Source organism: Aquisalimonas sp. 2447, from assembly GCF_012044895.1.
GTDB lineage: Bacteria > Pseudomonadota > Gammaproteobacteria > Nitrococcales > Aquisalimonadaceae > Aquisalimonas.
Window position 1 is genome coordinate 2,341,839 of sequence record NZ_CP050695.1, and the last position, 21,537, is coordinate 2,363,375.

General features: G+C 66.1%; 21 protein-coding genes. 1 reads left to right on the forward strand and 20 read right to left on the reverse strand.

Annotation, left to right across the window (positions count from 1 at the left end; all coding sequences use genetic code 11):
- Positions 1-22 precede the first annotated feature (22 nt).
- The 15 genes from KU884_RS11000 to KU884_RS11070 all read right to left on the reverse strand — a co-directional run bounded on the left by KU884_RS11000 (position 23) and on the right by KU884_RS11070 (position 13,790).
- Positions 23-772 (reverse strand): protein phosphatase CheZ, encoded by a 750-nt coding sequence (locus KU884_RS11000; protein WP_167782688.1) that lies wholly within the window; start codon positions 770-772, stop codon positions 23-25.
- 10 nt (positions 773-782) lie between these two features.
- The gene (cheY, locus tag KU884_RS11005; RefSeq protein WP_167784221.1) at positions 783-1,163 is read right to left on the reverse strand and encodes a chemotaxis response regulator CheY; all 381 of its coding nucleotides are present in this window, start codon (positions 1,161-1,163) and stop codon (positions 783-785) included.
- Positions 1,164-1,299: 136 nt separating this feature from the next.
- The gene (locus KU884_RS11010) at positions 1,300-2,028 is read right to left on the reverse strand and encodes an RNA polymerase sigma factor FliA (RefSeq protein WP_167782689.1); all 729 of its coding nucleotides are present in this window, start codon (positions 2,026-2,028) and stop codon (positions 1,300-1,302) included.
- A complete protein-coding gene (locus KU884_RS11015) occupies positions 2,025-2,918 on the reverse strand; it encodes a MinD/ParA family protein (protein WP_305793261.1) in 894 nt (297 codons plus the stop codon). Before KU884_RS11015 ends, KU884_RS11010 begins: the two co-directional genes overlap by 4 nt.
- Before the next feature lie 55 nt (positions 2,919-2,973).
- Positions 2,974-4,410, reverse strand: coding sequence for a flagellar biosynthesis protein FlhF (gene flhF / locus KU884_RS11020; RefSeq protein ID WP_167782690.1), 1,437 nt, complete (start codon positions 4,408-4,410; stop codon positions 2,974-2,976).
- Positions 4,411-4,437: 27 nt separating this feature from the next.
- A complete protein-coding gene (gene flhA / locus KU884_RS11025; RefSeq protein ID WP_167782691.1) occupies positions 4,438-6,600 on the reverse strand; it encodes a flagellar biosynthesis protein FlhA in 2,163 nt (720 codons plus the stop codon).
- A gap of 62 nt (positions 6,601-6,662) precedes the next feature.
- Complete coding sequence (gene flhB, locus KU884_RS11030) at positions 6,663-7,847, reverse strand: flagellar biosynthesis protein FlhB (RefSeq protein ID WP_167782692.1); 1,185 nt, start codon at positions 7,845-7,847, stop codon at positions 6,663-6,665.
- Between the two features lie 207 nt (positions 7,848-8,054).
- Positions 8,055-8,834, reverse strand: coding sequence for a flagellar biosynthetic protein FliR (gene fliR, locus KU884_RS11035; protein ID WP_167782693.1), 780 nt, complete (start codon positions 8,832-8,834; stop codon positions 8,055-8,057).
- A gap of 10 nt (positions 8,835-8,844) precedes the next feature.
- A complete protein-coding gene (gene fliQ / locus KU884_RS11040) occupies positions 8,845-9,114 on the reverse strand; it encodes a flagellar biosynthesis protein FliQ (protein WP_167782694.1) in 270 nt (89 codons plus the stop codon).
- 18 nt (positions 9,115-9,132) lie between these two features.
- Positions 9,133-9,870 (reverse strand): flagellar type III secretion system pore protein FliP, encoded by a 738-nt coding sequence (gene fliP, locus KU884_RS11045; protein WP_167782695.1) that lies wholly within the window; start codon positions 9,868-9,870, stop codon positions 9,133-9,135.
- Positions 9,867-10,499, reverse strand: a complete 633-nt coding sequence (fliO, locus tag KU884_RS11050; protein WP_254432022.1) for a flagellar biosynthetic protein FliO — start codon at positions 10,497-10,499, stop codon at positions 9,867-9,869. Before fliO ends, fliP begins: the two co-directional genes overlap by 4 nt.
- 70 nt (positions 10,500-10,569) lie before the next feature.
- Positions 10,570-11,067, reverse strand: a complete 498-nt coding sequence (gene fliN / locus KU884_RS11055) for a flagellar motor switch protein FliN (RefSeq protein WP_167782696.1) — start codon at positions 11,065-11,067, stop codon at positions 10,570-10,572.
- Positions 11,039-12,076: a flagellar motor switch protein FliM gene (fliM, locus tag KU884_RS11060; RefSeq protein ID WP_167782697.1), complete on the reverse strand. Its 1,038-nt coding sequence runs from the start codon at positions 12,074-12,076 to the stop codon at positions 11,039-11,041. Before fliM ends, fliN begins: the two co-directional genes overlap by 29 nt.
- Before the next feature lie 2 nt (positions 12,077-12,078).
- Complete coding sequence (fliL, locus tag KU884_RS11065) at positions 12,079-12,609, reverse strand: flagellar basal body-associated protein FliL (RefSeq protein ID WP_167782698.1); 531 nt, start codon at positions 12,607-12,609, stop codon at positions 12,079-12,081.
- A 146-nt stretch (positions 12,610-12,755) separates the two neighbouring features.
- Complete coding sequence (locus tag KU884_RS11070) at positions 12,756-13,790, reverse strand: flagellar hook-length control protein FliK (RefSeq protein WP_167782699.1); 1,035 nt, start codon at positions 13,788-13,790, stop codon at positions 12,756-12,758.
- 275 nt (positions 13,791-14,065) lie between these two features.
- On the opposite strand from KU884_RS11070, the gene KU884_RS11075 reads away from it, so the two are divergent.
- Positions 14,066-15,445, forward strand: a complete 1,380-nt coding sequence (locus KU884_RS11075; RefSeq protein WP_167782700.1) for an IS1380 family transposase — start codon at positions 14,066-14,068, stop codon at positions 15,443-15,445.
- Between the two features lie 235 nt (positions 15,446-15,680).
- On the opposite strand, the gene fliJ is transcribed toward KU884_RS11075, so the two are convergent.
- The 5 genes from fliJ to fliF all read right to left on the reverse strand — a co-directional run bounded on the left by fliJ (position 15,681) and on the right by fliF (position 21,537).
- The gene (fliJ, locus tag KU884_RS11080) at positions 15,681-16,130 is read right to left on the reverse strand and encodes a flagellar export protein FliJ (RefSeq protein WP_167782701.1); all 450 of its coding nucleotides are present in this window, start codon (positions 16,128-16,130) and stop codon (positions 15,681-15,683) included.
- A 339-nt stretch (positions 16,131-16,469) separates the two neighbouring features.
- Positions 16,470-17,828 carry a flagellar protein export ATPase FliI gene (fliI, locus tag KU884_RS11085; RefSeq protein WP_167782702.1) on the reverse strand — a complete coding sequence of 453 codons (1,359 nt, stop codon included), beginning with the start codon at positions 17,826-17,828 and terminating at the stop codon, positions 16,470-16,472.
- On the reverse strand, positions 17,825-18,802 hold the full coding sequence (locus KU884_RS11090; protein WP_167782703.1) for a flagellar assembly protein FliH: 978 nt from the start codon (positions 18,800-18,802) through the stop codon (positions 17,825-17,827). Before KU884_RS11090 ends, fliI begins: the two co-directional genes overlap by 4 nt.
- Positions 18,789-19,808 carry a flagellar motor switch protein FliG gene (gene fliG, locus KU884_RS11095; RefSeq protein WP_167782704.1) on the reverse strand — a complete coding sequence of 340 codons (1,020 nt, stop codon included), beginning with the start codon at positions 19,806-19,808 and terminating at the stop codon, positions 18,789-18,791. Before fliG ends, KU884_RS11090 begins: the two co-directional genes overlap by 14 nt.
- Positions 19,801-21,537 carry a flagellar basal-body MS-ring/collar protein FliF gene (gene fliF, locus KU884_RS11100; RefSeq protein ID WP_167782705.1) on the reverse strand — a complete coding sequence of 579 codons (1,737 nt, stop codon included), beginning with the start codon at positions 21,535-21,537 and terminating at the stop codon, positions 19,801-19,803. Before fliF ends, fliG begins: the two co-directional genes overlap by 8 nt.

Consider the following 21,537-nt stretch of genomic DNA (forward strand, 5'->3'; position numbering starts at 1 on the left):
TGCTCCCGTGCCGCCTTCCGCCTCAGAATCCCAGGCTGGAGAGCAGGTCATCCACCTCGTCCTGCCCCTGCACGGCGGTGTCGGACTCCTGGCCCGGTACCTGCGGCCCCTCGAGTTCCATCGGGTCCGTGACCGGCTTATCGGCCGGTTTCCGCTGTTCCGTAGTCCGCTCCGGCGCGGAGATGGAGATCAGCGACACCAGCCCGTCCTCCACCTCCTTCACCAGTTTCATCACGCGCCGGATGATCTGGCCGGTGAGGTCCTGGTAGTCCTGGGCCATGAGGGCGTCGGTGAGCTTGCTTTGCACCGTGGCGCCCTCGGTCTCCAGGCGCTGGAAGAACCCGTCCATGCGCCGACTGAGGTCACGGAATTCGGTGGCGGAGAGTTCACGCTGGCGGAAGCGCTTCCACTCCGCGGCCAGTTCCCGGCCCTCGCTGCCGAGGCCCGACAGCGACTCCAGTGATTCCTCAAGGGCCGTCAGCGTGCGGTGCGCGGCATTGTCGGTGAGTTCGATGACGTGGTTGAGCCGATCCTGGGCATCCGGGATCTCGCTGGCGAGTTCGCTCAGACGGTTATCCGTGCGGAACGACTTCAGCGCTTCGTGAAGCTCCCGGGTGAGCTTGCCCACTTCGCGGAACAGCTCGGTCTCCCGCAGGCGGGTCAGCTCGTCCAGAACCTCGCCTACCGCCTCGTGGTCACCGGCCTCCACATGGTTCAGGAGTTCCCGCGCCTTTTCTGCATAACGATCGAGATCGCTGGCTTCAGTGCTCATGCGTCACTCCTCAGCCGGCCGATCCGATACGCTCGAAGATCTTGTCAATCTTCTCCTTCAGCGTGGCGGCGGTGAACGGCTTGACGATATAGCCGTTGACGCCGGCCTGGGCCGCCTCGATGATCTGCTCGCGCTTGGACTCGGCGGTCACCATCAGCACCGGGAGATCCTTGAGCTCCTCCTCGGCGCGCACGTTCTTCAGTAGCTCGAGCCCGTCCATCCCGGGCATGTTCCAGTCCGTAATCAGGAAATCGAAGCCGCCCTTCTTGAGCATCGGCAGGGCGGTATTGCCGTCGTCCGCCTCGGCAGTGTTGTTGTAACCGAGATCGCGGAGCAGGTTCTTGATGATCCGCCGCATGGTGGAGAAGTCGTCCACGATCAGGATTTTCATGTTCTTGTCGGAACTCACTGTGAATCACCTTTGCTGTAGTCAGGGCCGTTCCCGCGGATAACGTGGCCTACCCTGCCCGACCATTGCGTCGGGTTCTGCCAAACAGGGCGCAGTTCGTGAACTTGTCCGCCGGCCGCTATTGTGTCCAGTCGGCAAGATGGTCGCGTAACTTGAGCATGATGCGGCCATGGATCTGGCTGACCCGGGATTCGGTCACCCCGAGCACTTCGCCGATCTCGCGCAGATTGAGCTCCTGCTCGTAGTAGAGGGACATCACCAGTTGCTCGCGCTCCGGCAACGTGCGAATGGCCGCGGCCAGGGCCTGGCGGAAGCCGGCGTCCTCCAGACGGCTCACCGGGCCGGCGTCGTCGCTGGCGGGCTCCCGCGCCTCACCGGTGGTGAGAGACACCTCGTCCAGGCTGAACAGCCGTGCCGTTGAAGCGTCGTTGAGCACCTGGTGGTACTCATCGGCGCTCATGTCCAGAGCGTCCATGATCTCGTTGTCCCGGGCTTCACGGCCGGTGCGGTGTTCGATTTCCCGGCTTGCCTGGGCCACCTCCCGGGCACGGCGATGAACGGAACGCGGCGTCCAGTCCAGCCGTCGGATCTCGTCCAGCATGGCACCGCGGATGCGGATACCCGCGTAGGTGGTGAAACTGGCGCCATGGGCGGTGTCGTACTGCCGCGCCGCCTCCAGCAGGCCGATGGTGCCGGCCTGGATCAGATCCTCCAGCTGCACGGTGTCCGGCAGCCGCGCCAGGAGATGATGGGCGATGCGCTTGACCAACGGCGCATGCTCCACCAGCACGTCGTGTTCGCTGCTCTGCTTCTGGACCTCCGTGTAAGCGGCGGCGCGCGGCTTCATGGCATCACCTCCCCGCCGGACGCGTTGTACTGCACCAGGCGCTCGACAAAGAATTCCAGGTGCCCCTCCGCCCGGGTGGGCAACGGCAGTTTGTCCACGCGCTTGGCCATTTCCGCGTAGGCACGGCCCGACGGACTTCCGGGGTAGGCATTCACCACCGCCTGCTGGCGCTGCACAGCCTTGCGCATGGCATCGTCCCGGGGAATGGCGCCCATGTAGGCAACGGTGAGATCCAGGTAGCGCTCGCATACCCGGGCGAGCTTGTCGTACAGCGTCTTGCCTTCCGCCGCGCCGGAGACCATGTTGGCCACCACATGCACCCGCTCCACACCGTAGTCCCGGTGCAACACCTTGATCAGCGCATAGGCGTCGGTGATGCTGGACGGCTCGTCGCAGACCACCACCATCACCTCCCGCGCTGCCCGCGCGAAGCTGATGACGCTATCGGCGATACCCGCCGCCGTGTCGATGATGAGATAGTCCCAGTCGCCGCTGAGCTCACTGAAGCTGCGGATCAGGCCGGTGTTCTCCGCCGGCCCCAGTTCCGCCATGCGCTTGGTGCCCGACGAGGCGGGGATGATCTGTATGCCCCCCGGCCCCTCCACCAGGATCTCTTCGAGCTCGGCCTCGCCATCCATGACGTGAGCCAGGTTATAGCGCGGACTGAGCCCCAGGAGCACGTCCACGTTGGCCAGCCCCAGGTCGGCATCCATGAGCAGCACACGGTTGCCGGCGGTGGATAGCGCCACCGCCAGATTGACGGACACGCTGCTCTTGCCCACCCCGCCCTTGCCGCTTGCAACCGCAATGACCTTGACCGGTTTCGGGTTGCTCATTCGCCTCAGCCCCGCTGCCTGATCCATGCGTTGTTCGATCTCTTGTTCCGACATGGCATCCGCGTCCCGCACGCGGTTCCATGACTCCGATTGTTCGATGCGGCGCGGCCTACTGCCCCTGACCGGCACCGCCCCCGAAGGCGACCGCCAGCTGGTCGTCGTCGGCGGCCTGACCATACTGCTTCACCAGGCCCACGGCTTCCTGCACCAGTCTATCACCCCGTGCCGGCGCAAGATCCTCGGGCACCCGCTGGCCATTGCCCAGGAAGCTCACCGGCAGCCGCTGACGCAGCAGCACCGTGATCACCGCGCCAAGACTGGTTGCCTCATCGGTCTTGGTGACGATGCAACCCGCCGGGCGCGCCCCGGCATACGCCTTCACCGTCTCGTTCAGCGTTGCCAGCTGGGTGTTCGCCGACAGCACCAGATAGCTGCGAATGCGATCCCCCAGCGCCTTCAGGGTGCTGAACTGCTCCGCCAGGCGCATGTCGCGCTGGCTCATGCCGGCGGTGTCCACCAGTACCAGACGCTTGTCCGCCAAGTCGCCGAGCACCTCTTCCAGTTCCTCCGTCGAGCCGGCGGTATGCACCGGCACGTTGAGAATCCGGGCAAAGTTGCGCAGCTGATCCTGCGCGCCAATGCGGTAATTGTCCGTGCTGACCAGGGCCACGGTCTGCCGACCATGCCGCAAAGCGAAACGTGCGGCCAGTTTCGCCACGGTGGTGGTCTTGCCCACCCCGGTGGGGCCGATCACGGCCACCACGCCACCACGGTCCAGCAGATCATCCTTCTTCACCGGCAGATGCCGCGCCACCGTATGCATGGCCTGGCGCAGCGCCACGTCCGGAGCCAGGGACTCGTCCACCCGGTCCGCCAGCTTGCGACACACGTCCGGCCCCAGGCCGATCTCCGTGAGCTGGCGTAACAAGGTGGTCCGGGTCGGGCGATTGCGGCCCTGCTGCTGCCACTCCATCACGGAAAGCTGGTTCTCGAACAGGGTCCGCAGCGTCCGCAGTTCGCTGCGCATGGCCTCCACCGAGGCGTCGTCCCGGGGTGCGGCGGTCGCTGCCTCCTGCTCCCGACCGGGCCTGGCCCGGCTTGCGGCTGCGCGCCGGGGAGCAGGTTCCGGACGCGCGGGGGCGGGCCGGGCATGCGATCGGGGCGCCTCCATCCCCGTCAAGTCCAGGTCGTCCTCCGTCAACGGATCGTCCACATGGACGTCAATCCGCTGACGACCGCTATCGTCCTCGCGGGTGGCGGCGATGTCATTGGCCCGCTCCAGCATGGCGGCGAAATCCGCGGGCTCGGCCAGGGACGGCGCCTCCCGACGGCGTGGCGCCGGCGTTTCCGCCGCCGGGGGCACGCGCCGCTCGTCCCGCTCCGCCTGCTCGCGCACCGCCTCCTCGTCGAAGTCCAGGGCAGCGATGACCTCGACACCGTCATCCAGCTCCCGCGACGAGAGAATCACCGCCTGGGGCCCGATCTCGTCACGGACGCGGCGGATTCCCTGGCGCATGGTCTTGGCGTGGATGCGTTTGATCTTCATGAACTTTCCGCTCCTGGTTGCCGTTCACTAGCCCTGGGCGACCTGCTGTTGCCCGATGGACGCGACAATCTTCACCTGTTTCTCATCCGGTACTTCGTTGTACGACAGAACGTTCAGGCCCTGGACGCTGTGCCGTGTCAGCCGCGACAGCCAGCCCCTGAGCTGCGGTGCCGTGAGCAGCACCGCGGGCTGGTTGGCCATCTCCTGCCGCTGGGCCGTCTCCGCCAGGGAGCGCTGCAGGCGATCCGCCAGCCCCGGCTCGAACCCGGCGGCGCCGTCGCCACCGCCCTGCACGGTATTCAGCAATAACTGTTCCAGTTGCGGGTCCAGGGTAATCACCGGCACCTCCCGCGACATGCCGGCGACGTTCTGGATGATCATGCGGCCCAGGGCCTCCCGCACCGCCGAGGTGAGCGCCGAGGGGTCCTTGGTGGCCTGCCCGTGCTCCGCCAGCGTCTCGACAATGGTGCGCATGTCGCGGATGGGGATGCGCTCCTCCAGCAGGTTCTGCAGCACCCGGACCACCGTGGACAGCGGCAGCGTATTCGGCACCAGCTCCTCCACCAGCTTCGGCTGCTTGCGGCCGAGCATGTCCAGCAGCTTCTGGACCTCTTCGTGGCCCAGCAGCTCGTGGGCATGGTTCTGGATGATCTGGCTAAGATGGGTGGCCGCCACGGTGCTGGCATCCACCACGGTGTAACCCATGGTCTGGGCGTAGTCCCGCTGGGATGGCTCGATCCACACGGCCTCCAGGCCGAAGGCCGGGTCCTTGGTGGCCATGCCCTTGATCTCGCCCTGGACCGTGCCCGGATTGATGGCCATCTCCTTGCTGGGCTGCAACTCGGCCTCGCCCATGGGCACGCCGAGCACGCTGATGCGGTAGGTATTCGGCCCCAGATCCAGGTTGTCGCGGATATGGACCGTGGGCACCAGGAAGCCGAGATCCTGGGAGACCTTCTTGCGCACGCCCTTGATACGGCTGAGCAGTTGCCCGCCCTGGTTCTTGTCCACCAGCGGAATCAGCCCGTAGCCGACTTCCAGACCGATGGTATCCACCGGCGGCACGTCCTCCCAGGTGAGCTCCTGGGTCTCGCCGGACTGCGCCGGCGCCGCGGACTGGCCCTGGCCGGCGGGCTCCCGGGTGGTCTTGCCGGCGCTGGCGCTGCGCTTCTGCTCGGCAGCCGTCTCCACCTCCGGCTCCGTCTCCAGCTTGCGGTGGATGCGCCAGGCGGCGAAACCGGCGATGGCCGCAAGACTGAGGAACGCCAGATTGGGCATGCCGGGGATCACGCCCATGATGCCCAGCACCACGGCGCTCACCGCCAGCGCCCGCGGCTTGCCGAGGAGCTGGCGGATCACCTCGCCCGCCATGTCCTGGGACGAGGACACCCGGGTGACCAGGATGGCCGCGCCCGTGGACAGCACCAGTGAGGGGATCTGCGCCACCAGACCGTCACCGATGGTGAGCAGCGTGTAATTGTTGACGGCGTTGCCGAAGGGCATGCCGTGCTGGAGGATGCCGATGAACAGCCCGCCGATGATGTTGATGAACAGGATCAGGATGCCGGCGATGGCGTCGCCGCGGACGAACTTGCTGGCGCCGTCCATGGAACCGTAGAAGTCCGCTTCCTGCCCCACCTCCTCGCGGCGGGTGCGGGCGGTCTCCTGGTCGATCAGGCCGGCGTTGAGGTCGGCGTCGATGGCCATCTGCTTGCCCGGCAGGGCGTCCAGGGTGAACCGGGCGGTGACCTCGGAGATGCGCCCCGCCCCCTTGGTGACCACCACGAAGTTGATGATCACCAGGATGGCGAACACCACCAGGCCGACGGCGTAGTTGCCGCCCACCACGAACTCGCCGAAGGCCTGGATGACGTTCCCCGCGGCATCGGTGCCGGTGTGCCCCTCCAGTAGGATCACGCGGGTGGAGGCGACATTCAGCGCCAGGCGCAGCAGGGTGGCCACCAGCAGCACCGTCGGGAAGACCGCGAACTCCAGCGGCCGCGGCGTGTACACCGCCACCAGCATGATCACCAGCGACAGGGTGATATTGAAGGTGAACAGCATGTCCAGCGCCAGCGGCGGCAGCGGCACGATCATCATCGCCAGCAACGCCATGAGCAGCAGCGGCGTGCCCAGGCCGTTGCGGCTCAGCTCGCGGATGTTGTCGAACACTGCCGTGGCTGTCGCCATGCCGTCTTCCCGTCATGCCCGCAATCGCGGGGTGGTTGCCATGGTTGCGCCTGCCGGCGACGTCAGAATTCCGTCGCCGCCCGCCCGTCGGTGTCGTTCCGGCCGTCCGGTTGTGCGTACTTCCGGAACTCCTCCGGAACGTCCGGCTTTGGTCGCGTGGGACGCTGCCCGCCGTGGCGCTGCGCCGCCTGAAGCTGGTAGATGTAGGCCAGGACCTGGGCCACGGAAAGGTAGAGTCCCGCCGGTATCTCCTGCTCCAGCTCGGCAGTGTGATACAAGGCCCGTGCCAACGGCGGTGCCTCGAAGCGCGGAATGCGGTTTTCGTCGGCGATCTCACGGATGCGCGCTGCCAGCACGTCGGTGCCCTTGGCCACCACCTGCGGAGCCTTCATGCGGCTCTGGTCGTAGCGCAGGGCGATGGCGTAGTGGGTCGGGTTGGTCACCACCACATCGGCCTTGGGCACGTTCTCCATCATACGGCCCTGGGCAATCTGGTTCTGCAGTTGCCGGATCTTGCTCTTCACCTCCGGCTTGCCCTGGGTCTCCTTGTTCTCGTCCTTGACCTCCTGCTTGGTCATCTTGAGCTTCTGGGTGTGGTCCCAGATCTGGTAGGGAATATCCACCGCGGCGACGATGATCAGCGCCGCCGACAGGGCGAAGAACGCCCAGAAGAACAGGGTCGCGCCGTGGAGCAGCCCCTGGCGCAGCGGCTCCTGGGTGATGCCGGCAATGCGGTCATGCATGGCCCAGAACAGCAGCAGCGCCACGCTGAACACCACCAGCACCTTCGCCAGGGCCTTCACCAGCTCGATCAGCGCCTTGGTGCCGAACATGCGCTGAATCCCCTTCAGCGGGCTCATCTTCTCCAGCTTCGGCGCCATGGATTTGGCACTCATGGTCCAGCCGCCGAGCAGCGCGGGAGTGAGCAACGCCGCCACCAGCATGATCCCGGCGAAGGGCATCACCGCCTTCAGTCCCACCCAGAAGGCCTCGCGCAGCATGTGAAACGGCGCTTCCGGATCGAAAATCGTTTCCCGGTCGACACGAAAAGCAAGATGAAACGCTTCGAAGAGCTGCCCGGCCATATAGCTACCCAGCAGCAACAGCCCGCCGGCGCCGAGCACCATCACCATGGTGGTGTTCAGCTCCTTCGATCGGGGAACCTGCCCTTTGTCCTTGGCGTCCTGGCGCCGTTTGGGGGTAGGTTCTTCTGTTTTTTCCTGCCCGTTCTCGCTTTCCTCAGCCACGACGGCTCTCCGACGGTGGTTTGGCGGTCAGGAAGGGGATTGCAAGGTGCGGGCCAGGGGCCCTGGAGGGGGCGGCAGGCGGTAGGGCGGACCTGTAGGGCGGACCTTCAGGTCCGCCGTCAACAGACATGCAAACCGGGGCGGCCGATCAAAGCCCCACCGGCGGACCTGAAGGTCCGCCCTACGCGGGCTTCGTTTTATGGGGATCTAAGCGCCACCGAGAATCTGCCCGATGGTGTTGAAGGCATCGCTCCAGATGCCGGAGAGCCGCCCCGGCAGCGACGGCACCACCAGCGTCATCAACGCCAGGAAGCCCACCAGCATGGTCACGGGAAAGCCCACGGAGAAGATGTTCATCTGCGGCGCGGCGCGGGTCATGACACCCAGGGACAGGTAGACCAGCAGGAGCAGCACCACCGCCGGCAAGGCGATCAGCACGGCGCCCGCGTACATCTGCGCCCCCCAGCCCGCCACGGTCCGGAACTCCTCCTCCATCAATCCATCGGTACCCACCGGCAGCATGACAAAGCTCTCCGCCAGGAGCTCGATGAGCATGAGATGGCCGCCAACGGTGAGGAAAATCAGCGTGGCAATCACCAGCAGGAACTGGGAGACCACCGGCGTGGACTGCCCGGTGACCGGATCGACCATGTTGGCGAAACCAAGCCCCATGGACAGCGCCACGCTCTCCCCCGCCAGGCTCGCCGTCTGCAGGGCCAGGGCCAGCAGCAGCCCCATGGCCATGCCGATGACCACCTGCTGCATGCTGATCAGCAGCCCCTCGGCGGACAGGGGCTCCACCCCCGGGGCCAGCCCCACCACGGGCATGACGCCCACGGTGAGCGCCACGGCCAGCAACAGCCGCAGTCGCACCGACACCTGCTGATCACCCAGCACCGGTGCCACCAGCATCATGGCGCCGATGCGCATGAACGGCCAGAAGAAGGCGCCGAGCCACGTCATGATCTCGGCGGTGGTAACGGTCATGCCCGCTCCCTCAGCTCACCCAGGACGGCACGTTCATGAACAGCGAGCGGGTGAAGTCCAGCAGCACGCTCAGCATCCAGGGGGAGGCCACAAACAGCGTGATCACAAGCGTGCCCAGCTTGGGCACGAAGCTCAGGGTCTGCTCGTTGATCTGCGTGGCCGCCTGGAACATGCCGATGATCAAGCCGGTGATCAGCGCCACCAGCAGGATCGGGCCGGCCAGCAGCACTGCGACCCAGAGGGCCTCCATACCGAGTTCAATCGCAAAGTCAGGACTCATTGCCAGGCTCCTGAATAACTAGAAGAAACTTGCCGCCAAGGTGCCCATGACCAGGGACCACCCGTCCACCAGCACGAACAGCATGATCTTGAAGGGCAGCGAGATGATCATGGGCGAGAGCATGAGCATGCCCATGGACATGAGGGTGCTGGAGACCACCAGGTCCACCACCAGGAACGGCAGATAGAGAATGAAGCCGATCTGAAAGGCGGTCTTCAGTTCGCTGGTCATGAACGCCGGCACCAGCACGGTAAAGGGCACGTCCTCGATGGACTCCACGCCCTGGTTGTCGGAGATGCGCAGGAACAGCGCCAGGTCCTCGTCCCGGGTCTGGCTGGCCATGAACTCCCGGAAGGGCTCCTGCGCGGCCTCCAGTGCCTCTTCCGGAGCCATTTCCTCGGACAGGTACGGATCCACGGCGTTGGTGTAGACGTCTTCCAGCACCGGGGTCATCACGAATAGGGTGAGAAAGAAGGCCAGACCGATGATCACCTGGTTGGACGGCGTCTGCGCGGTGCCGATGGCCTGCCGCAGAATGCCCAGCACGATGACGATTCGGGTGAACGCCGTCATCATCAGCACCGCCGCCGGCAGCAGCGTGAGCAGCGTCATCAGCAGCAGCACCTGCAGCGTCACGCTGTAGGTCTGGCCGTCCTCGCCGTCCTGAACGGTAATCGCCTCCACGCCGCCGATCTGGGCGTGGGTCAGGGCAGGAAACAGCAGTAGAAAGAGTAGGAGAAGTACGCTCCGTGTCATTGCTGTCGCTTCTCGTCGGGCTGCATCATCTGACGCAGACGTTGCGCAAACGGGTGTCCCTGCTCCGCAGGACCGCCGTGGCGGTCCCCGGTACCGGACGCCCCATCCAGGGGTTTGTCCAGCACGTGCAAGGTTTGTACCCGTCCGGGCGCAACCCCGACGAGAAGCTGTTGCTCGCCCACCTGGACGAGCACGACACGTTCGCGCGTGCCGACGGACACACCGCCGATGACGCGCAGTTGCCCGGCGGCCGGGCTGGAGTACCGGCCCACCCGACGCATGACCCAGCCCAGAGCCACGATCAGCAACAGGACCACAAGCAGACCGATCACCACCCGCACCAGCGCCGCCGTATCGACACCCGGTGCCGCAGTTTCACCGGCCTCGTCCGCCAGCAGGGTCGCCGACGCCAGAAAATTGGCGCACAGCACCATGACGCCGGGGAGCAGGCGCTTGAGGTGACAGAGTTGGCGGGTCAGATGTCGGATGGTGATTGTCCGTGTTCCAGTGTGTACAGAGTTCCGGCGTTGTCTCGGTGCATCAAGATGCACCCTACGGCGACGCCCGGCATTGAGCTTTCCCGTAGGGCGGACCTTCAGGTCCGCCATTCCGGCTTTGATGAGCCGCATTGGCTTGCATGTCTTTTGACGGCGGACCTGAAGGTCCGCCCTACGGTCCGCCCTACGTTCGCCGTCCGTCCTACTTCAGTTTTTTCACGCGCTCCTGGGGGCTGATGACGTCGGTGAGGCGGATGCCGAAGCGCTCGTTGACCACCACTACTTCACCGTGGGCAATGAGCGTTCCGTTCACCAGGACATCCAGCGGCTCGCCGGCCAGGCGGTCCAGTTCCACCACGGAGCCCTGGTTGAGCTGCAGCAGATGACGAATGCTGATCTTGGTGCGGCCGATCTCCATGGCCAGGGTCACGGGAATGTCCAGGATCACGTCCAGGTTGACGTTCTCATCCCCCTCGGCACCGCCCTCGTCCTGCAGTGCCGCCATGGCTGCACGCTGGACGCTTTCGCCGCCCGCCTCCTTTTCAGCGGACTTGCCGCCATCGCCGGCATCATCAGCGCCACCGGCAGCATCGTCGCCGCTGCCGTCCCAGGTCTCGGCCTGTTCCTGCTCCTGCAGCGCCGCTTCCCAATCCGCGGCCGCCGCGTCCTCGTCACTCTTCGTTTCGTTCTCGTCGCTCATCGTTTCCTCTCCTTAGCGGCAGCGGCACTTCGGCCTCCTGGGAGCGGATCTGCTCCAGGACCTTGATGGCCATCTGGCCATTGGACACGCCGTAGCTGCCCCGCAGCACGGGAATGCCCTCCGCCTCCACCACGACTTCATCCGGGATCTCGCAGGGAATCACGTCCCCCGCCTTCATCTGGCGCAGATCCCGCAGGCTGACCTGCACCTCCGTGAGCTTGGTGCTGAGCTCCACTTCCGCGCTCTTCATCTCCTCGCGCAGGGAGCGGGTCCAGCGCTCATCCACCTCGTTGCGGTCACTCTGCACGCCGGCATTGAGCTGGTCACGGATGGGCTCGATGTTGGTGTAGGGAATGGTCAGGTGGAACTCCCCGGCGCCACCGTCCAGCTCCACGTTGAAGCGGCAGACCACCACCACTTCCGAGGGGCTGACGATGTTGGCGAATTGCGGGTTCACCTCGGAATTCATGTACTCGAACTCCACCGGCAGCACCGGCGCCCAGGCCTCCTGCATGTCCGCGAAGGCCTGATCGAGCACCATGCGGATCACCCGCCACTCGGTGCTGGTGAACTCCCGGCCCTCGATCTTGGTGTAGTAACGCCCGTCGCCGCCGAAGAAGTTGTCCACCACCACGAACACCAGCTTCGGGTCCACCACGCACAGGCTCATGCCGCGCAGCGGATGCATGCGCACGATGTTCAGGCTGGTGGGCACGAACAGCGTGTGCACGTACTCGCCGAACTTCATCATGTCCACGCCCTGGACGGAGACTTCCGGCGTGCGGCGCAGCATGTTGAACAGTCCGATGCGAAACAGCCGCGCGAAGCGCTCGTTGATCATCTCCAGCGTGGGCATGCGCCCGCGGACGATGCGCTCCTGGTGCTGGAAATCGAACTGGCGCGGCTCGCCGTCCGGCCCGGTGTCCGAGCCGGCATCCACGTCGCCGTCATCCACGCCGTGGAGCAGGGCGTCGATTTCGTCCTGACTGAGGATATCCTCCTGGGCCATGGCTATTGCGTCACCAGGTGGGTGAAAAAGACGGCTTCCACGTTCGGCTGCTCGCCTTCCTCACGGAGAATGTCGTTGATCTCTTCCAGCGCCTGCTCCCGCAGGGCGTTCTTGCCGTCGCTGGAGGTGACTTCCTCGTAGCGCTGATCACCGAACAGGCTGATGAGGTTGTTGCGGATCATCGGCAGATGCCGGTCGACCCCTTCCAGCACCGCCTCATCCCGCGCCATGAGCTCGATACGCGCCTGCAGGATGGCGTTGCGTCCGCCCTCGCGACTGATGTTCACCGTAATGGCGTCATCCAGCCTCATGTACTGCGCCGGCCCCGAAGGCGCACTTTGTTGCTCCTGCGGCTCGTCCTGCTCGGCCACTTGCTGCTGATCGTCGCCGTTGCCGCCGGGCGGGGACACGACGCCAGTGAGATACAGCGCAGCCGCCGTGCCCACCGCAAGCAGGATCACGATCAGCAGCACCAGGAGAATCACGACCAGCTTGCTGACGCCGCGCTGATAAGCCTTGCCGGTGAAGTGCATCCGTTGTCCTTTCTGCAATTCGATGTCATCAGCCGGCCTACCCCCGACCGATTGTCTGGCCTCCATGGTATCGGCCGCACCCCGCCGTACAAGACCCCGAAACTGTGCAGGCGTCGCAAAACCGGGAAAAACTCACGTCTGCAGCCTTACGCGTAGTGATCCACCAGACCACGCGGCCTCATGTCCGCATCCGCCGCACCGGCGGTATCATCACCACCCTCGCCATCTTCGGTATCCCCCCTGGCATAGCCCTCCGGACGCTCGCCTTCATCGTTCTGGGTCATGGTCTCCTGCTGGTCGACGTTGACCTCGGCATCCTCGATGCCGTTATCGCTCAACATCATGCGCAGCCGCGGCAGCTCGGCTTCCAGCGCCTCGCGGGTCACCGCATTCTGGGCCTGGAACACGATACTGGTCTTGTCCTCGCCCATCTGTATGCGCACATCCAGCGGCCCCAGCTCACGCGGATTCATCTGAATGCGCGCATGCTGCACATCCTGCTTGGCCATCATTGTCAGGCGCTCACCCAGCGCCTGCCCCCAGCCGGACTGATCCATGGGTTGCGACACGGTATAGGTGGGAACCCCGCCGGACTGCGGCATGGCGCTCTGCAGCGTCTGCTGGAACTGGGCCTGGGCACCACGGCCACGCTCGGCGCTGATCGGCGTCTCCGCGTCCGCGCGCGCCTGGGCTGCGTCGTTACCCAACTGCTGGAACTGCAGGTGCCGCGACCGCCCCCCTGTCTGCACCAGATCCTCCTGCTGCTTCAGCGCATCACTGCCCTGACCCGCCAGCGGGTTCATGCCGCCCATGGCAAGCAGGTCCTGCAACAGCGCCTCATCCTGCTCGGCCTGCTGCACACCGGCGCGGTCTTCCAGGCCGCCCTTGAACTCCACCGCCGGCTCCACACCGTCCGTCTTGGCACCGCGGGCCAACGCGGCGCTTTCACCGCCCTGCCCCTGCGTCGGCAAGTCGTGTCCGCCCAACGGCAGGCCCTTGCCGCCCTGACTGGCCAGCCACGCCTCCAGGTCCTCCAGCGTCAGCCCGCTGTCCTTGAGCGCGTCGGTCTCCAGCAAGGCCTCCAGAAACGCCCGGCTCTCCGGCGCGTCCGGCGCCGCCGGGTCCAGTTTGCCGCCATCCAGATTCCTGAACGCGGTTTCAATCAAATGCAGCCCCTGCATGCCATTCTCCCGGATGTTCATGGTTCTGAGGGGGGCACTAGCAAGACCGGGGCCAACTTGGGGAGATCGGCCTGAACCACTGTTTTTCGGGGCTGAAGCCCCTCCCACAGCAACGCAAGGCCACGGGAGACAACAATTGTGGGAGGGGCTTTAGCCCCGACAACGCATCAAGCCCGGATAATTCACCAGCAGGGTAAGAAAAGGATGACGCAGCGCCGTAATCCCTTCAAAATCAGTGTTGTGACGACATTGATCAAGAGAGGGGACGCTGCGCCATGGGTGAAACGCTATCGCTGTTCGAGCCGTCGTTCAATGGCTCCGTGCGGGTGGAGACGCGCTCGGAGCGTCTCAGTGGCGATGCCGGTTTCCTGCTGTTGCGCGAAGTCCTCGATGACACCGGCCTCATTGACCACCTCGTCGGGCGGCTGCACGACCCGCGCTGCCCGGAGCGTGTCGTGCATTCACTCCCGGAGCTGCTGCGCGAAGCCGTTGCCATGATCGCCCAGGGCTGGGGCGATCAGAGTGATGCGCAGCGCCTGCGCGACGACCCCTTGCTCGCGCTCGCCGGCAGTGACCGGCGTGGTATGGCTGCCGCCGGCAAGACGCTGGCTTCGCAGTCCACGTTCTCGCGGTTGCTGGACCTCCTCGCCCAGCCCGCCAACCAGGCGGTGATCGACACCGCGGCGCTGGAGCTCGCCACGCGGCGGCGGGCCGCAGCCGGTGCGCCGCCGGCGGCTGTGATGACCGTCGATGTCGACGGTCTGCCGCTCACTGCCCACGGTGAACAGCCAGGCAGTGAGCACAACGGCCATGTCGGTGACCGGATCCACTACCCGCTGATCGCCTCCTGTGCCGAGACGGGCGACATGCTCGCCGGGCTGCTGCGCCCCGGCAACGCCGCCCCTGGCGCGCAGGCCGCAGCGTGGATCCCGCAGCTTGTCGCCACCCTGAGCGAGCGCGGCCTGGCCCGGCAGGTGTGCTGCCGGCTCGATGCCGGGTTCACCGATGGCGCCACACTCGAGGCGCTGGACCAGGCGGGGATCGGCTACCTGGGGCGGCTGCGCGATAACGCCGCGCTGGACCGCCACTTCGACCCGCACCGCCGGCGCGGCCCGGGGCGCCCGGCCGAGCGGCCCCGGGAGTGGACCGAGGAGACGGTCTACGGGGCCGAGAGCTGGCAGCGCAAGCGCCGGGTGGTCATGGTCATCCAGGAGCACCCGGCGGAGCTCTTTCGCAGGTGCTTCTACATCGTCACCAACCTGCCCGCCTCGACCCACAGCGGCGAGCAGGTCCTGGCGCTGTACCGCCGCCGTGGCAAGGCCGAGGGGCACATGGGCGAGTTCAAGGACACCATCGGCACCTCGCTGCCGTGCACCTCGCGGGGACGGGCCAGCGAGGCCGAGGTCTTCGCCCGGGCGCAGGCGCTGCTGTCGCTGCGGCTGCTTGCCTATGAGCTGCTGCACGTGCTGCGTGCGCAGATGGAGGCGGCCACGGGACAGGGCTGGAGCCTGCGACGGCTGCGCGAGCGCGTGCTCAAGGCCGCCGCCCGCGTGCAGTGTCATGCACGCCGGCTGCACGTCATCCTGGAGCGTCGCGCCGCGACGATGTGGCGCAAGCTCTTGGGGCGGCGTCACCGATGGCGACTGGCCGCATGACGGCGTCCGGCTCAACGCGAAAAGCCAGCCCCGACACGCTGGAACACGTCGGCGATGGTGGCGCTCGTCCAGAGCGTGGCCAACGGGCTTCGAGAGCCCCTTGTGAGACCGCTTATGCAGGCCTCGCACCCGGTTCGGAACCGTGGAATCCGCCACCGGCTTCATCAATGAAGGTGATCCGCGCATAAACAGCCAGTCAGCCAGGCCAAATCACTGCCTGGTGCATTAGCCGGGATCAAGGGCGGTTGCGCCGATGGGCAAACATTCGCGCCGCCAGCTCGTCCGCCTGGCTCTGCTCGCGCTTCTGCTCCCTGCGCGCCTCCGTCTGGCGTTCCTGATCCACCACCTTGCCCAGGGCATCGGCGCGGGTGCGCTCCTCGTTCCACTGCGCCCGGGCGCGCTCGAGCTTCTGCTCCACTTCCCGGATCTGCCCCCGCTGCTGCTCGATGGCGGCATCGATCCGCAGAATGAACGCGTTGAAATCCCGCAGCCGGAAGGCGTCCATGGGTTCACTGGCATCGCCGGTAAGCCGGCCCTGGTACTCTGCCCGGAACTGCTGCAACTGCTCCAGCCGCTGCTGCTCCTGCTGCAACTGCTCCTGCACCCGCCCGAACTCCCGCGCCGCGCGATCGGCCTTGTCGCCCATCACGCCTTCGACCGTCTGCAAGCGCTTCAGTCGGGACATGCACCCCCCGGAAACCAGTGAAAACAACGCCTCCGTGCAAGATACGCCATCTTGGGCCGTGCAGCGATACAGAAGCTTAGGGTGGACCTTCGGGTCCACCGTTGTGGGCCTGGATCACCCGTTGCGCTACGCGTTTCGGCGGACGGCGGATCTAAAGATCCGCCCTACGGGCTGCCGTCGCGTTTGCGCCCTGCAGGAGCGTAGGGTGGACCTTCAGGTCCACCGTTGCGGGGCTGGATCACCCGCCGTGCTCCGCGTTTCGGTGGACGGCGGATCTAAAGATCCGCCCTACGGCGTGGACTGGCGCGGCGGTTTGCGCCTCGCGGTGACGAGCCCCCGTCATTTTCCTCCATCGCCCGGCAATACCTCTTCCAGCCTGGCAACACTGGCTTCCAGCGTCTCCGACGCATGCAAATCCTGCTGCAGAAACTCCAGCAAGCTTGGCCGCATCTCGATGGCCTCGTCGACGCGCGGATCCGACCCCCGCTGATACGCCCCCACGTTGATCAGATCCCGGTTCTGCCGCCAGACGCCGTAAATCTGCTGGAACCGCTGCGCCATTTCCCGATGCCGCACGTCGACAATGTTCGCCATGGCCCGGCTCACCGACGCCTCAATATCGATGGCCGGATAATGGCCGGAGTCCGCCAGATCCCGGCTCAACACCACATGCCCGTCCAGGATCGCGCGCGCCGCGTCGGCGATGGGATCGTTCTGGTCATCACCCTCCACCAGCACCGTGTAGAAGGCCGTGATCGAACCACCACCCACCGGCCCGTTCCCGGCACGTTCCACCAGCCGCGGCAGCCGTGCAAACACCGACGGCGGATAACCCTTGGTCGTGGGTGGCTCACCGATGGACAACCCGATCTCCCGTTGCGCCTGGGCGTAACGGGTGAGCGAATCCATGAGCAGCAATACCTGCTTGCCCTGATCGCGGAAATGCTCCGCAATTGCCGTCGCCTGCATGGCGCCGTGCAGCCGCATCAGCGGCGAGGCATCCGCCGGGGCGGCCACCACCACCGAACGCTTCAGCCCATCCTCGCCGAGAATGTCCTCGATGAACTCCTTCACCTCGCGGCCACGTTCACCGATCAGGCCCACCACCACCACATCGGCGTTGGTGTACCGGGTCATCATGCCGAGCAGCACGCTCTTGCCGACGCCACTGCCGGCAAACAGCCCCATGCGCTGCCCGCGACCGACGGTGAGCAGACCATTGATGGCACGCACGCCTGTATCCAGCGGCTCGCGGATGGGCGCCCGGGAGAGCGGATTCACCGACTCCCCCAGCAACGGCTTGCGCTCGGTCACATGCAGTGGCCCGGCGTCGTCAATCGGGCGGCCGGAGCCGTCCAGAATGCGACCCAGCAGATTCTCGCCCACCTCCGCCTCGTAGACCCCCTCCTGGGGCGTCACCGTGGCATTGGGCGTAAGACCGTGAATATCCCCCGTGGGCATGAGGAACAGACTGTCGTCACCGAAGCCGACGACCTCGGCCTCCACCTCCGTGCCATCCGGAGTCGCGATCAGGCAGCGGGCGCCCACCGGCGCCACGCACCCCTCCGCCTCCAGGGTCAGGCCCACCATGCGCCGCAGCACCCCGGTGGGCACCATCCGCGGCGGCTCGACCCGCTCCTCAAGCCCGCGCAGGCGGTCCAGCCAGATGTTCCGGCGCTCGGCGGCAGGGTCACTCATGGTTCGCGGCGCTCCTCCGGATCGGCATTGTCATCATCCGCGTCCGGCTCACCCTCCGCCGGGGTGTCATCCGCCGCGGCACTCTGATCGACATCCTCACCAGCCGGTTCCTGCGCGTCAAACACGTCTTCGGAGACCTCTGAATCCGCAGAAGAGGCGTCGTCCGGGGTATCGGCCTCCGGCGCGGCCGGCGCCCCGGTGCCTTCAGTATCCCGCGGCTGCGTCGTCCCGGCGTCACTCCGGGTCAAATCCCGCACCAGGTCATCCTCCCGTCCACCCAGGAGCTGACTGGCCAGTTGTGCCAGACGTCGCTCCAGCGTGGCGTCCACCCGCGAACGCTCGGCCTGCACCACACAGCCACCGCGGCTCAGGGCCGGATCGTCCACCAGACGCCAGGCGCGACCACTCTCGTCTTCGCCCAGGAGTTCATTGAGAAACCGGTGATCGTCCGGGTGCACGTGCACGCGCACATCCCGCGCCGACATGGGCAGCAGGGCCACCGCCTCACGAATCACCGGCAATATCTCGCCGGGCTGGGTCTGCAGCTCGCGACGGATCACCTGTCGGGACAGTGTCAGCACCAGGCGGACCATCTGCTCCTGGACCTCGTCGTCCAGCTGCGCCAGCGGCTCCGCCTGGGCATGGATGAGCGCCTCCAGCGTCTGCAGCCGCTTCTTCTGCTCCTGCTCGAGCTTCTTTGCTTCCTTTTCGCCGGCCTTGTAGCCCTTGTCGCGCCCTTCCTGATGCCCCGCCTCACGGCCCTCGGCAAAACCCTCGTCGTGGGCCTGCCTGCGGATGGTTTCCAGCTCCTCGACAGTGGGCCAGCGGGGCCGGACCTCCTCCTCGGGCTCCGCCTGCGCCTCCTCAGCCTCGCGGGTCTGACTGTCGGACTCCGCCCGCCCGTCGACATGAGGCAGTTCCCAGCGACTCATGGCATCCGCTTCGTCGCCGCGAAGGACCCTAGACAAACTCATCGCCGCCTCCGCCCAAGGAGATCTGGCCCTCGTCGGCCAGGCGCTTGGCAATGCCCAGCACTTCCTTCTGCGCCTGCTCCACCTCGCTCAGGCGCACCGGCCCCTTGGCCTCCAGGTCGTCCTGGAGCATCTCCGCGGCACGCCGGGAGAGGTTGCGGAACATCTTGTCCTTCACCGTCTCGTCGGCGCCCTTGAGCGCCAGCACCAGGTTGTCCGAGGTCACTTCGCGGAGGAGCGTCTGCACGCTGCGGTCATCCAGGTTGCCCAGGTCATTGAACACGAACATGAGATCCTGGATGCGATTGCCAAGATCCTCGTCCATCTCGCTGATGGACTCCATCACCGAACCTTCCACCGAGGTGTCCAGGAAGTTGAGGATATTGGCCGCGGCCTGCAGACCACCGATGGACGACGACTTGAGACGCTGCTTGCCGGAGAACTGCTTCTCCATCATCTCATCCAGCTCCTGCAACGCGGCGGGCTGGACCCCATCCAGGGTGGCAATGCGCATGACGATGTCGTGGCGCATGCGCTCGGGTATCTCCGCCAGCACCTCGGCGGCGTGGTCGGAATCCAGGTACGACAGCACGATGGCGGTGATCTGCGGATGCTCCAGGCGCAGCATCTCGGCGACGGTACGCCCGTCCAGCCACTTGAGCTGCTCCAGGCCACGGGTGTTGCCGCCCATGAGGATGCGGTCGATGATGCCGCCGGCCTTGTCCTCGCCCAGCGCCTTGACCAGCACCGAGCGGATGTAGTCCGTGTTGCCGATGCCCAGCGAGGTGTGCTGGCCCACCGTGACCACGAACTCCTCCATGACACCGCCCACCTGCTCGCGGCTCACATTGGTCAGGCTGGTCATGGTGGTGCCCAGTACCTGGACCTCCCGCGGCCCCAGATGCTGCAGCACCGACGCGGCTTCGTCCTCGCCCAGGCTCATGAGGAAGATGGCGGCCCGTTCGGCACCGCTGAGCTTGCGTACTGCCTGCTGATTCTCTTCACTCATCTTCGTTCAGCCAGTTCTTGATCACGTTCGCCGCCAGTGCCGGGTCGCTTTCCACCATTTCCCTGGCAGCCTGCACCTTATCATCGCTCTGATCCGGGGCAGCCGTCGCAGTCTGGGCAATCGACCCGCTCTCGACGTCCGGTCCGGTCAGGCGCTGCTGCTCGTCGCCGGCATCCGCGTGTGCGCCACCGGGCGGCAGCCGCTCGCCGTCCGTGGAGGCCAAGGCCTTGTCATCGTCACCCGGACGGCCGACCAGCGCGCGCACCAGCGGGCGGATCACGAACAGGATCAGTGCCAACGCCACCAGTCCGGCGATCATCCAGCGCAGCAATTCCTGCATCCACGGCTGCTCCCAGATGGCGGGCTCCACCATCTCGGCCTCCGCATCCACTTCCTGGAACGCGGCATCCACGACGTTGACGCGATCGCCGCGGGCCTCGTCGAAGCCCACGGCATCCTGCACCAGCGCGGTGATCTGCTCCACCTGCTCCGCGGTCATGGCCTCACGGACCATTTCGCCCTCTTCCTCACCTTCCACCATGGGCTGATCCACCAGCACCGCGACGGTAAGCCGCTGCACCGCACCTTCCGGGCGTTGCAGATGCCGCAGGGTGCGGCCGACCTCGTAGTTCCGCGTGGCGGTGTTGGTCATGTCCAGCGGCTCGGGCATGAATCCGCCGCCGTCCTCGCCCTCGCCGTCACCGCCGATCACCCCGGCGCCGGGGGGCTGATTCGTGAGTGCCCCGGGGATGCCCTGGGCCAGCTCCCTGCCGGCCCCCTGCTCCTCGCTGGTCTGCTCGCTACGGATCACCGTGGCGTCGGGATCGAACATCTCCTCGGTCAACTCCTCCCGGGAGAAATCCACGTCGGCGTTGACCTTCGCCTTGACCCGGCCGTTACCCACCATGGGCGTCAGCAGGTCCTCGATGCGGCGCTGGTAGTCCCGCTCCAGGCGTTCCCGCACTTCGAACTGCGAGGAGGACATGCCGTCGCCGCTGTCGTCGTCACGGGTGAGCAGGTTGCCGCTATTGTCGACCACGGAGACATTGCCCTCGGTCATCTCCGGCACGCTGCTGGAGATCATGTGCACGATGGCCTGCACCTGGCCGTCGGTGAGGCTGCGGCCACCGTGGAGATGCACCGTCACCGAGGCGGTCGGCTGGGTGGTTTCACGGATAAAGACCGAATCCTCGGGCACCGCCAGATGGACCCGTGCGTTCTGCACCGGCCGCAGGGAACTCACCGAGCGGGCAAGCTCCGTCTCCAGGGCACGCTGGAACCGGGCGGATTCCATGAACTGGCTGGTGCCGAAGCGCTGATCTTCATCCAGCATCTCGAAGCCGGTCCCCTGGCCTTCCGGCAGGCCACGACCGGCCAGGAAAATGCGGGCCTCGTGGACCTCGCCACGGGGCACCTCCACGGCGCCGGTGTCACGATTCAGGCGCACGGTCACGTCACTCTCGCGCAGCGCCTCCACCACCTGGGCGCGGTCCGATTCGCCGAGGCCGCTGTAGAGCGTCTGGTAGCTGGGCTGCTGGGCCCAGAAGAACAGACCCACGCCCAGCCCCACGGCCCCCAGTATGGCGGCGATGAGCCCGATCTGACGCATGTCCATGGGGCCACGCATGAAACGCTGCCAGGGGCGCTCACCGCTGCTGCCACCCATCTCTTCCGGATCCGCGGTGAGATCCTGGCTGTCCCGTGGGCTCAGTGCCTGTGACTCGGCCAT